This window comes from Okeania sp., from assembly GCF_983059655.1.
The window spans coordinates 1-12,547 of sequence record NZ_CEZPJD010000158.1 but is presented as its reverse complement, the minus strand read 5'-3'; the positions used below and the strand labels follow the sequence as shown (position 1 = coordinate 12,547).

Sequence of the window (12,547 nt, the reverse complement as noted above, 5' to 3'; positions counted from 1 at the left end):
ATTTTAGGAGAAATAAAAGCAATGCTAAAAACAGTAACAATTCAAAATAAGACTTTTACTGCTAAAGAGAAAAGCTTAGTATTGTGGTTTGATGAAGTTAGTATTAATGACATTCCTTTAGTTGGAGGTAAAAACGCATCTTTAGGAGAAATGATGCAACAACTTACCCCCAAAAATATCAATATTCCTAATGGTTTCGCTACTACTGCTTACGCCTATCGTTGCTTTATCAAATCTGCTGGTTTAGAAGTCAAACTGCGCCAAATATTTGCCGACCTTGACGTTGAAGATATGAAAAATTTGCAACAACGGGGTAAAAAAGCACGAGCATTGATAATGAATACACCCTTTCCAGCAGAACTCGAAAAAGCGATCGCCCTCAGCTACGAAACTCTTTGCTATCTCTACGGTCAAGACACAGATGTTGCTGTACGTTCCAGTGCCACCGCCGAAGATTTACCAGATGCCAGTTTTGCCGGGCAACAGGAAACTTACCTCCATATTCACGGGGTTAAAAGTGTACTCAAAGCGGCTCATAAATGTTTCGCATCAGTATTCACCGACCGTGCTATCTCTTACCGCACTCTCAAAGGTTTCGACCACTTCGATGTTGCTCTCTCAGTTGGCATTCAAAAAATGGTGCGTTCCGACCTTGCTACCTCTGGTGTTATGTTTTCCATAGATACCGAAACTGGATTCAAAAATGCTGCCCTAATTACAGCAGCTTATGGTTTAGGGGAAAATGTGGTACAAGGTGCAGTTAACCCCGATGAATATCTAGTATTTAAACCAACTCTTAGGGAAGGTTTCCATACTATTCTCAACAAACGTCTGGGTACTAAAGCTATCAAAATGGTTTATGATGGCGGTAATTCGATTAAAAACATACCCGTGCCAGAGGAACAGCAACAACAGTTTGCTCTCAGTGATGATGAAATTCTGCAACTTGCTCATTGGGCAGTAATTATCGAAGACCATTATTCCCAAGTGCGCGGTAGCTACACACCGATGGATATTGAATGGGCAAAAGATGGCATCACTGAGAATTTATATATAGTTCAGGCGCGACCAGAAACGGTGCAATCTCAAAAATCTGAGAATATACTGCGTAGTTATCAGTTGCAGGAGAAAGGGAAAGTGTTGTTAACAGGTCGCGCTGTGGGTCAGGCGATCGGTCAAGGGAAAGTGCGCGTAATTCTGGATACGGATAACATTTCTGAGTTTCAACCAGGGGAAGTATTAGTCACTAACAAAACTGACCCCGACTGGGAACCCATTATGAAAAAGGCTAGCGCTATAGTTACTAATCAAGGTGGGCGTACTTGTCATGCTGCAATTATTGCCCGGGAGATGGGTATTCCGGCAATTGTTGGTTGTGAAAATGCTACGAAACTATTGTACAATAGTCAGGTGGTAACTGTTGACTGTGCTGAGGGAGAAGTGGGGATAGTTTATGATGGGTTGCTCCCGTTTGAGGTTGTGGAAACAGTATTGGATGATTTGCCTGAAACTCGCACTCGCATTTTGATGAATGTGGGCAACCCAGAGGAAGCTTTTCGGTTATCGGCACTTCCTGTTGATGGTGTGGGTTTGGCTAGATTGGAGTTTGTAATTGCTAATCATATTGGGGTGCATCCTTTAGCATTGCTCAACTTTGACGAAGTGGAAGATGAGGCGGAAAAGGCACAAATTGCTGATTTGACTATGGGATATGAAAATAAGGCAGATTTCTTTATCGATCGCCTAGCTTATGGGATGGGAGCGATCGCTGCTGCTTTTTATCCGAAACCTGTGATTGTGCGGATGAGCGATTTTAAGAGTAATGAATACGCTAATTTATTGGGAGGGAAACAGTTTGAACCTGATGAAGAAAATCCGATGATTGGTTGGCGGGGTGCATCTCGTTATTATCATCCTAAATATCGGGAAGCTTTTGGTTTGGAATGTCTGGCGCTGAAGCGAGTGCGGGATATAATGGGATTGGCAAATGTAATTCCGATGATTCCGTTTTGTCGTACACCTCAAGAAGGAATGAAGGTTTTAGGGGAGATGGCTAAGTATGGTTTGGAGAGGGGTGAGAATGGTTTGCAGGTTTATGTGATGTGTGAGTTACCCAGTAATGTGATTTTAATGGAACAGTTTGCTCAAGTGTTTGATGGATTTTCTATTGGGTCGAATGATTTGACTCAGTTGATATTGGGTTTAGACCGAGATTCGGCATTGGTAGCAGATATTTTTGACGAACGCCATGATGCTGTGAGGCGAATGATTAAGATTGCGATTACTATTGCTCATGAGTGTGGGCGTAAGATTGGTATTTGTGGTCAGGCTCCGAGCGATTATCCTGAATTTGCGAAGTTGTTGGTGGAGTTGGGGATTGATTCTATTAGTTTGAATCCTGATTCTGTTTTGAAGACTCGGTTTGAGGTGGCGAAGTTGGAGAAGTTAATTAGGGCTTGCTGAAAAAGTCTTTTTCAGGAGTAAGGGAGCGGGGGAGTAGGGGAGTAGGGGAGAATAGAATTTATAGAGGAGGTAGTCGGATATATTTATCCCTTGATTTTTCTGTAATTCCCCCTGCCTTTTATACATAGAATTTGACCAGGAACACCACCCCAGAGCCAAGCAGAAATCCAAACATTCACATCTAAAACAACTTTCATTTCTTAAACTTATGTTCCTGTCGTACTTCTTTTACCATTTCACTAATTTCCTGGAGAGAAGGCTGATTTGGGTCTGGTCCTAATTCTTCAATGTGCCGAAACCAATCATTTAAGTCTTGGGGTTGCTGAATTTTTTGGAATATTATTGAGTCTTCTGCAATGGAAACTTTATATCTATCCCCTGGTTTAATCTGGTGCTTAATTTTTGGTGGTAGTTCTAGTTTACCATCTGCTGTAATGCTAACAATAATATCTGTATCCATAATTAATGGCTCCTAACATTTCTGGGAAATATAGTACATAGTTAAATTTATAGCAGTTTCTTCAATTAGCAAAATTTCCTTAATTTTTTAGTAAAGAGGTATGGAAATCAAGGTATAATAGAATATAAAATAGCCTAAATTTTAAAGATCATAGATGTATCTGCGCGAATGTTTTATTGAAAATGTCGGACCGATTAGTGAGCTAGATATTTCGTTAAGCTTAGATGATTCGGGAAATCCAAAACCGTTAATTTTGGTAGGTAAAAATGGAACGGGAAAAACTATTTTATTAGCTTATATTCTTGATGCACTAGCAGAGTTAGCAAAGAAGAAGTTTCCCGACATAGCTATAGGACAGCAGCTTGGCCATAGTCCATTTATCAAAGTAACTAGCCGTGGAGATATTCGTTTTTTATCTGGAAATAGCCTTAGTCTCCTAGAATTCTCTGATGGGGAGAATAAGTTTTGTTATGTAGAAAAAATTGGTAAAATCGATCCAAATAAATACATTAAAAAGCTAAAAAAAAGATTTTAGAAGGGTCTAAACCTTTAATATTGACAGAGGGGAAAACAGATGTTGTATATATCAAAACAGCCTTGGAATTGTTAGGGCATCAAGATTTATTAGAGCAGTTAGAAATTGATGAAGTTGGCAAAAAAGGAAAAGATGGGGGGAAAAGCCACTTGGATGTTGCAAAAAAATTTCTGGAGACTAATCAGATTCACTTTACCCGAAAAGAGTTGCTTCTTTATGACTGTGAGACAAGAAAACAAAAGGAAAAAGTTGGTTCTATATTCACTCGTTGTATACCTGAGAATACTGATAATATCACAAGCAAAAAAGGTATTGAAAATCTTTTCCCAGTCGAATTATTTGAAGACAGGTTTGAGGAAGATATCCCTAAAATAAGTGACTATGGTAAGAAATATACTATTCCAAAGTTTAATAAGATGAAATTCTGTGAATATATCTGTCAAAAAAGACGAGAAAAGGATGATTTTCTTAAGTTTGAAGAACTGCTAATACCAATTATTGAGGAGTTTCTTGAAATTTAGATGGGGAAAGATATTTATAACTAAATGTTGGGTTTCGCTGTCGCTCTACCCAACCTACATCAAAATATTAATTATTAGAACTAATTCTATTTCAAAAAATAATTCGCCGTTATTTCCAAATTTACCTAACATTATATTCTGCCACAAGCTCCTGTTTCATTAAGTCGATAAATAGCGACTTTGACTGTACCATCTGGGTAAAGGGTGCGGACTTTTTGAATTAAGTTTTCTAAGGATGAGTCGATCGTATATTCTTGAGTGTCTGGATCGACTGCTATAAAATGGTTGTAATATTTGTCTGTTAATTGAGGGCGAAGTTTTTCAAAGACTTTTCGACAGCGATCGCTAAATTCTGCTTTGATAGCTTTGCGTCTTGCTATTTCTTGAGAAGGTAATGTCTTTCCAGGGAATAATCTTGTCCGAAATTTTTGAGTTCTTTTTTTTGGTAAAGCGATCGCTTCTTTTTCTCTGTCCATAATTAATGATTCCTGGATTGTATGTGTCAACTTATTTAATATGAATTATACTACTGTCTACTTAAGATTGACAAAAAAGATAAATGTTGGGTTTCGCTGTCGCTCTACCCAACCTACAGAAAATTGTTAGTTACTTAGAATGTCTTTCTAATGCTAATTGAATTAAACAGTCTACTAACTCAGAAAAAGGAATTCCACTAGCTTTCCAAAGCATAGGATACATACTTGTAGAAGTAAAACCAGGCATCGTATTAATTTCATTAATAAAAATTTCCCCTGTTTTCTCTACATAGAAAAAGTCAACCCTCGCTAAACCTGCAGCATCTACAGCTAAAAATGCTTGAGTTGCCATTTCTTGAATTTGAGCAGCGATCGCTTCACTGACTCGCGCTGGAATAAATAAGTCCGCTTTTCCTTTTGTATACTTAGTTTCATAATCATAAAAATCACTGTCAAAAGTAATCTCTCCCACCACAGAAGCTTTCGGCAAATCATTCCCCAGCACCGCACATTCCAACTCTCTAGCTTCCACTCCCGCTTCAATAATAATACGACGGTCATAACTAGCAGCATTATCCAAGGCCGTTTCCAATTCCGCTCGCGACCGCACCTTAGCAATACCCACTGATGAGCCTAAATTGGCAGGTTTAACAAAACAGGGATATCCCAAAGCTGCCTCAATATCATCGCACAATTTGGGAAACACACAAGGATTAGACCAAATCTGCGATCGCGTCACTGCCTGATATTTTACCTGGGGCAAACCTGCTTGAGCAAAAGCCATTTTCATCGCGATCTTATCCATACCCATTGCTGACCCCAAAACCCCAGACCCCACAAACGGAACCTGCATTAACTTCAGTAGGCCCTGTATGGTACCATCTTCGCCATTGGGGCCGTGAAGCACTGGAAACCACACATCTACTTGGGCGGTTTGAGGAGGAGTTTGCCACAGGTTAGACGAGGTTTGAGAAACTAGAGAGGAGGTGGTTTCAGTCTCAGAATTATCATCTGTAAGCTGAGATGATGGTAGGTTACCAGACTCTAGAACTTGTTGAGAAAAATCAGTTGGTTGCCAACGACCATCTTTTTGGATGTAAATTGGCATTAATTCGTATTTGTCTGTATTTTGACCTTGAGTTAAAGCAGTAGCGATCGCTTTTGCAGAATTCAGGGATACTTCATGTTCCCCGGAACAACCACCAAATAATAAACCTACTCGTAATTTTGTCATTATTTAGATTCCTTGAACATAATTTTATTGCTGATAGATTATCATATTCAGGTTAATCAGTCATTATCAGAAAAATTCAGGAAAATTTATTTCTATCTTGATTCTTGACTATACCTATTGCAAAAGTCAAAATTAAATCTTTTTTCCTCCTTTTATTTGATGTTAACTGTGTCTTTCTCGATCTTAATAGTTGGTGTTAAAAATTTAACATTCCTTTGTTTTTAATTTCCTATATATTGAGGTTAAGTATTCCAGAAGGTAAGCATTCAGCCATCGGCTATCAGCTATTGCTTTTAATTTTAGGACAAAAGCTTTATTCATTGTCTTACTACAAAATTTGCTTCCCTTGCTCTTAAAGTGAGTTGTTAATTTAACAACTGTCCCATAAGTAGAGAATCTTGTTGCTGATAGCTGACAGCTAATAGCTGAATGCTTACTCCAGAAGTTTTAAATTTACCTTATTTTTCCTGTGAAAAAAATATTTTTTAGCTTAATAATCAGCAATTTATGAAAGATGTAAATCTCTGCCATTATTTATTAATAATACATCTGGTTAAAATCCAAAATAAAATTAATTATTATCCATAAATTATCAATTATTTTCCCCTACTCCCTACTCCCTACTCCCTACTCCCTACTCCCTCTTTTCTGGATAACTGATTATCTTACATAAAATCAAGAGGCCATATAGAAAATAAATTCTTCAAAATTTAAGATTATATTCATTGGAGTCAACAGTGTAGATGTGATATATAAAATTAGATAGTCGATAATCATATATTTAGGAGCTAATAATGATGGCTAAAGACGAATTTCAGATGTTGACACAGCAACGTAATGCTAAACTTTCTGCTGTTCTGATCGAAATAATTGATAGTGAATGGAATCGAGTTAGTAGGCAATTAGATGCTCTTGATACTGATTCTAATGATGTTACGAAAGCAGCAATTTTAGTGGGACAATTTCAAATATTAGATAAGTTGAGGTTAGCATTATCTGAAGGCAGTCTAAGTTCTGATTATGAAATAGAAGCTATATGGCGTTCAAAATTAATTCAGCGTGTTACAGAAGGTTTTAATTTAGATTTAGATACTCGTACTCCACCTCGTCAATATAAGAGTATAGCACAACAGCTGGCAGAAGCTTGTGGACTAGAAGTTATTATTGATTAATTCTACAAATATAGATGTTATAATTTGATTAAGATTAACTAATTATTTAAACAAGTAGCCCGGTGAGTTGTAGAGGTAACAACTTCCGGGCTAAATTATAATTTTGCTTAATCGTATTTATTAATAAGAGTAAAGACACTGATGGAAACTAATACTAACAAATTTAATTCAGATATTATTCGACAGTGGGCTAATTTAATAGGAATTATTGCTGCTTTTTTTCTGAATGTTTATGTTAATCTTGCACCTCCTGGTGGCAAAACTATTGGTGAAATTTCTAACACTGTATTTCAGGATGTTTTGATTATTCCGGCTAGTTATGCTTTTGCAATTTGGGGATTAATTTATTTGGGTTTAATTAGTTTTGGAATTTATCAAGTATTACCAGCACAAAGAGAAAATCCTATTTTACAGAGATGTGGATATTTTTTAGTAGGTGCTAGTATCGCACAAATTGTCTGGGTATTTTTATTTCAATTTCAATTATTTACTCTTTCAGTTTTGGCAATGTTATGTATTTTAGGTTGTTTAATTTGCCTATATCTAAGTTTAGGAATTAGTTATGAAAGAGTGCCCAAAAAGGATAAATGGTTAGTTCATCATCCTATTAGTATATATTTTGCCTGGATTAGTGTGGCAACAATTGTGAATATAGCAAGCGCCCTGCATTATTTAGGCTGGAATAGTACAGGGAAATTTGCCATATTTTGGACAATAATTATGTTAATAATTGGAGCAATCATTGCAGCAATTATTAATATACAAAAGCAAGATATTGCTTATCCTCTGGTATTTGTTTGGGCACTTATAGCTATTGTAATTCGTCATTTAGATATGCCAGTTATTGCAGTTACTGCTGGAATTGTAGCTTTAGGATTAGTGGTTTTAGTTTGTGTAAAACTTGTCTCAATTAGATTAAAATAGAATTAGGTTAAAAAGCGTTTCCTGACGGAATGCTTTGCAAACAGCAGTTCAGCTGTCAGCTTTGCGCCAAGGGGATGAACAACCCAAGGTTTTCTGTTCCGGAATGCTCCGCAAACAGATACCATTATCTATGCACTGCCTTTTTAAGCTGATAGCTAGTTAAATTAAGTAAAATTTGAAAGAATAATATGGCAAGAGGAGACCAAATATATACTCTTAGAGAGTTTCTAAATATAGATGGTGTTTACGAACATCATGGCATTGACTGTGGTGATGGAACAGTTATTCATTATCGCAAGGGTACAGAAACTATTGAAAGAACTTCTAAAGAATATTTTACTGATAGAAGAAAAGTTTATGTGAAACGTTACCCAGTTCGTTATATTGCTGATACAGTTATTCAAAGAGCAGAAAGTAAATTAGGAGAAAAAAAATATAATATTGTTTTTAATAATTGCGAACATTTTGCTACTTGGTGCATAACTGGAGTTAGTCACAGTCAACAGGTAAAAAACTTTATTCCTCTGCTTTCTCACATTAATGTTGAGCAAATATCACAACCAATTAAGGAAGCAATTTTAGGAGTAAAAACTGACGTAGATACTGCCGAATTAGTCAACAACGCTTTAGCAGATATAAAAATAGCTTGGGAAAATATTCAACCAGAATATAAACAAGTCAGACAGGAAATAAATACTTGGCAAAAAGTAGCAGTGGCGGCGGTTAAACAAGACCGGGAGGATGTAGCTCGTGCTGCCCTAGTTCGTAAGAAAAAACATCAACAACGTGCTGATGAATTAGAAGCTAGTTTGCAGAAATTAGCAACTATGACAGAGACACTTTTAAGAAGCCAAGATTTAATTAGTAAAAGTTGATTTTCTCTGATTATAACTCTATCATAAGATGTATTAATAATTAATAATTAATAGAGTTATTGGGAAATAACTTAGGTTAGGAAAAAAATTAAAACGAAAATGTATATTTTGCATCTCACCCTTCGCGAAACTGCGAAGTTTGACCTCTTTTCATCCCCTTAAAAGGCTATGCTTTATAAACATTTTTCTTAACATAAAACGTGGATATTATAGACAAGTCATTTGTAAGCATTCAGCTATTAGCTATCAGCTCTCAGCAAAAAAAAGGGGGTTTTAATGAATATAGACTGTTTCATCCAGCTTTGATCGTAAGTATAAATTTTGACTCAATTAGTAAAGCTTTTATCTAAAATTAAAAGCAATAGCTGATTGCTGATTGCTGACGGCTGTTTGCGCAGCATTCCGTAGGAAATGCTTACAGTCATGTACAAGTCTTTAAAAGGTTGTTGTCAGAAAAAAAAGTGTATTGAAAAGTAAATTTTTTTTGATGACTTAGGTAGTTTTTCCTGTCTACTATGATTCTTTCTTCCTTTTCCCCTGCTCCCCACAAGCTTTTCCAGAGTTTCCCATAAGGGATAGCTTAAAAGGGCAGGCTTTAGACCTGATTTTTTGGTAAATGGCCAGAAAGCACCTATAGGTTTTTGATTATAACTATATGGTTCATAAACCGGTAAGTGCTTTCAACAATGAATAATTAATTAGGGTTTGAGTATGGAAAGTCTTTTGATAGGGGTAGGAGTCAGAATTTTCTTCGGAATGCTCGGCAAACAGAATTCAGGAGAAATGGGAATTAATTAGGAGGTAGTCGAAGAAATTTTATCTTGCTTTTCCTGCCATAATTGTCCCAAAATACTAGCTTTTTGATCTTTTTCTATGGAAAAGCGGGAACTTTAAGCCTTAATTCTTTGGTAAGAATTTTTGCTATGACCTTATGCTTCTAATAATTATCATCTTTGATTAAGTGCAATTTCATAAATAAATGGTATTAAAAGGAATGGATTAAATCTTATTTTTAGTCAAAGATACATCATGCATAAAGTGTTTTACTTCACTCAAATTATTTATAATATTATTTATTCGATCATTGGTATAAGCTAATGTAAAAAAAGTTATGGGAAGTTCATCTAAAGTTATTAATGTCTGAAAAAAAGCGCAATATATTTCGCCAAGAATCTTTAGAAAGGCTTTCTTCCCCAGAACGACTAGACCAATTAATGCAAGTAGTTACTCTCAAAGATTGGCTACCTTTAGCAACATTAGGTTGTCTAGTAATTCTGGGTTTACTATGGAGTATTTTCGGCAAAATACCTATTACTATTAGTGGAAAAGGAGTATTAATTCGCCCTCGACAAGTAATAGAATTTCAGTCAGCGATCGCTGGTAGATTACAATCTTTAAATATACAAGATGGGCAGTGTATAAAAAAAAATTATGTCCTGGCAACTATAGATCCATCTCAGCTCAAAAAACAATTAGAATTACAACGAAATAAACTAATTCAACTACAAACTCAAGCTCAAAATACTCAACAACTACAAAATCAACGTACTCGACTAGAAATAGAAGCTTTAGCAGGGAAAAAAAACAGTTTAGAACAACGCTTGAAAGATACTCAAGCAATAGCGCCTATACTGCAAAATGATACTTTAAATGCTATTCGAGAACAACGTCAGAGTTTAGACAAACGTTTACAGGATCTAGAAATAGTAACTCCCGCATTAAAAGAGAAAAAATTAGAAGCGATCGCCAAGCAACGAACTAGCTTACAACAGCGTTTACAAGATGCTAAAACACTAACTCCTGAGTTACAAGAAAAACAACTAGCAGCACTCACCGAACAAAAAATCACCCTGGAACAAAGGTTAGAAAATGCCAAAGCTTTAGCCCCTATTTTGCTGGATCAAAATGAAGTAGCATTGCAACAGAAACGAGAAAGTCTACTGCAACGTTTACAAGATGCACGAGAGTTAGCTCCGACTTTTGAAGAGAGGCTAGAAAGACGTCAGGACTTATATGAACAGGGAGCCATTTCTGAAGATATTCTATTACAAAGCAAACAAGAATATCAACAAAATCTGCAAAATATTACAGAAATAGAAGCAGAGCTAAAACAACTAGAAGTAGAGCGAACAGAAACTATAGAAAAATATGCACAAAACCTCAATAATATCAAAGAAATTGAGACTGAATTAACAGAATTAAAAGCGCAAGAAGCAGAAGTCAATCAAAAATATTTAGACAATCTCAATACTATTAGAGAAATTGAAACTCAAATCCAAGAATTAGATTTACAAACCACCGAAACTGATGAACAATTTTTAGAAAATATCAACAAAATTAATGAAATTAAAGCTGAATTACAAAAACTCAAACTACAGGAAACAGAAACAAAGCAAAAATTTTTAGAAAATCAGAATACAATAACTCAAATAAAAGCAGATTTACAAGATTTAGATACTCAGAGAAAACGTTTAGAACAAGAAAATTTAGAAGCAGTTAATACACGTAAAAATCAAATAGAAGAAGTTAAACGAGAAATTGCTCAATTAGAAAAACAAATTACTGATAATAGTAAAATTATTAGTCCTGTAGATGGATGTATTTTGGAAATACAAACTACTCTCGGACAATTTGTCAATCCAGGTACTACTCTGGGTAAAATTAATATTAAAGGAAAATTAGGAGAACTACAAGCAGTCAGTTACTTTGCTGTTTCAGATGGCAAACGCATCAAACCAGAGATGGAAATTTTAATCACTCCTGATACTGTAAAACGAGAAAGATTTGGTGGAATTATCGGCAAAATTATTTCTGTATCTGATTTTCCTGTAACTAAAGAAGGTGCCAACTTTGTAGTAGGAAATTCCGAAATAGTAGAAAATATTATCGGCGAAAGTGGGGGAAAAATTGAAGCGATCGCTCAACTAAAATTGGACTCCAATACCTTCAGTGGTTATCAATGGTCTTCTTCAAAAGGACCCCAACAAAAATTAACCGCTGGTACAACCACAACAACACGAGTACAAGTAGAAGAAAGAGCGCCTATTACTTTTGTTTTACCAATTTTAAGGGAGTGGAGTGGGATTTGATTGTAAGAAAGAAGGAAGAGGAGAAAGTTTTTTTTGTCGGAAAAATGGGCTTTGTTGCATGAAAGTATATAGCTGCGACTAGACTCCCGATATGTACTTCACAACGCGCGGAAACTGCTGTAACTATTGTCCAATAGATAAATCAAACATCAATCTCCCGAAACCGTAAGCTTCCTCTAACTGTATCGAGACTAAATATAACTATTGTCCAATAGATAAATTCAATATCAATCTACCGAAACCGTAAGCTTCCTCTAACTGTATCGAAACTAAATATAACTATTGTCCAATAGATAAATTCAATATCAATCTACCGAAACCGTAAGCTTCCTCTAACTGTATCGAAACTAAATATAACTATTGTCCAATAGATAAATTCAATATCAATCTACCGAAACCGTAAGCTTCCTCTAACTGTATCGAAACTAAATATAACTATTGTCCAATAGATAAATTCAATATCAATCTACCGAAACCGTAAGCTTCCTCTAACTGTATCGAGACTAAACATAACTATTGTCCAATAGATAAATCAAACATCAATCTCCCGAAACCGTAAGCTTCGTCTGAGTGTATCTAAACTAAATATAACTATTGTCCAATAGATAAATTCAATATCAATCTACCGAAACCGTAAGCTTCCTCTAACTGTATCGAGACTAAATATAACTATTGTCCAATAGATAAATTCAATATCAATCTACCGAAACCGTAAGCTTCCTCTAACTGTATCGAAACTAAACATAACTATTGTCCAATAGATAAAAAAGATAAGATACTCTGTGTGGTTAGTTTTAG

Annotated in this window: 10 protein-coding genes; 7 read left to right on the top strand and 3 right to left on the bottom strand. The window is 35.6% G+C overall.

Going from position 1 to position 12,547, the window contains the following annotated elements; all coding sequences use genetic code 11:
• The first annotated feature begins 21 nt into the window (after nt 1-21).
• Nucleotides 22-2,463: a phosphoenolpyruvate synthase gene (gene ppsA / locus AC3DU7_RS11315; protein WP_488039451.1), complete on the top strand. Its 2,442-nt coding sequence runs from the start codon at nt 22-24 to the stop codon at nt 2,461-2,463.
• Nucleotides 2,464-2,656: 193 nt separating this feature from the next.
• On the opposite strand, the gene AC3DU7_RS11310 is transcribed toward ppsA, so the two are convergent.
• The gene (locus AC3DU7_RS11310) at nt 2,657-2,923 is read right to left on the bottom strand and encodes a hypothetical protein (RefSeq protein ID WP_488039450.1); all 267 of its coding nucleotides are present in this window, start codon (nt 2,921-2,923) and stop codon (nt 2,657-2,659) included.
• A gap of 154 nt (nt 2,924-3,077) precedes the next feature.
• Between AC3DU7_RS11310 and AC3DU7_RS11305 the strand changes: the two genes are divergently transcribed.
• Both AC3DU7_RS11305 and AC3DU7_RS11300 read left to right on the top strand, forming a co-directional pair.
• The gene (locus tag AC3DU7_RS11305; RefSeq protein ID WP_488039449.1) at nt 3,078-3,458 is read left to right on the top strand and encodes a hypothetical protein; all 381 of its coding nucleotides are present in this window, start codon (nt 3,078-3,080) and stop codon (nt 3,456-3,458) included.
• Nucleotides 3,459-3,478: 20 nt separating this feature from the next.
• A complete protein-coding gene (locus AC3DU7_RS11300; protein ID WP_488039448.1) occupies nt 3,479-3,979 on the top strand; it encodes a hypothetical protein in 501 nt (166 codons plus the stop codon).
• 131 nt (nt 3,980-4,110) lie between these two features.
• Here the strand turns inward: AC3DU7_RS11300 and AC3DU7_RS11295 are convergent, their stop codons facing one another.
• Both AC3DU7_RS11295 and AC3DU7_RS11290 read right to left on the bottom strand, forming a co-directional pair.
• Nucleotides 4,111-4,455: a hypothetical protein gene (locus AC3DU7_RS11295; protein WP_488039447.1), complete on the bottom strand. Its 345-nt coding sequence runs from the start codon at nt 4,453-4,455 to the stop codon at nt 4,111-4,113.
• Between the two features lie 130 nt (nt 4,456-4,585).
• Nucleotides 4,586-5,689 carry a D-alanine--D-alanine ligase family protein gene (locus tag AC3DU7_RS11290; protein ID WP_488039446.1) on the bottom strand — a complete coding sequence of 368 codons (1,104 nt, stop codon included), beginning with the start codon at nt 5,687-5,689 and terminating at the stop codon, nt 4,586-4,588.
• A gap of 794 nt (nt 5,690-6,483) precedes the next feature.
• On the opposite strand from AC3DU7_RS11290, the gene AC3DU7_RS11285 reads away from it, so the two are divergent.
• The 4 genes from AC3DU7_RS11285 to AC3DU7_RS11270 all read left to right on the top strand — a co-directional run bounded on the left by AC3DU7_RS11285 (nt 6,484) and on the right by AC3DU7_RS11270 (nt 11,749).
• Nucleotides 6,484-6,861 carry a hypothetical protein gene (locus tag AC3DU7_RS11285; RefSeq protein WP_488039445.1) on the top strand — a complete coding sequence of 126 codons (378 nt, stop codon included), beginning with the start codon at nt 6,484-6,486 and terminating at the stop codon, nt 6,859-6,861.
• 141 nt (nt 6,862-7,002) lie between these two features.
• Nucleotides 7,003-7,785 carry a tryptophan-rich sensory protein gene (locus AC3DU7_RS11280; protein ID WP_488039444.1) on the top strand — a complete coding sequence of 261 codons (783 nt, stop codon included), beginning with the start codon at nt 7,003-7,005 and terminating at the stop codon, nt 7,783-7,785.
• A 188-nt stretch (nt 7,786-7,973) separates the two neighbouring features.
• On the top strand, nt 7,974-8,660 hold the full coding sequence (locus AC3DU7_RS11275; protein ID WP_488039443.1) for a lecithin retinol acyltransferase family protein: 687 nt from the start codon (nt 7,974-7,976) through the stop codon (nt 8,658-8,660).
• A gap of 1,136 nt (nt 8,661-9,796) precedes the next feature.
• Nucleotides 9,797-11,749, top strand: a complete 1,953-nt coding sequence (locus tag AC3DU7_RS11270; RefSeq protein ID WP_488039442.1) for an NHLP bacteriocin system secretion protein — start codon at nt 9,797-9,799, stop codon at nt 11,747-11,749.
• Nucleotides 11,750-12,547: the final 798 nt, after the last annotated feature.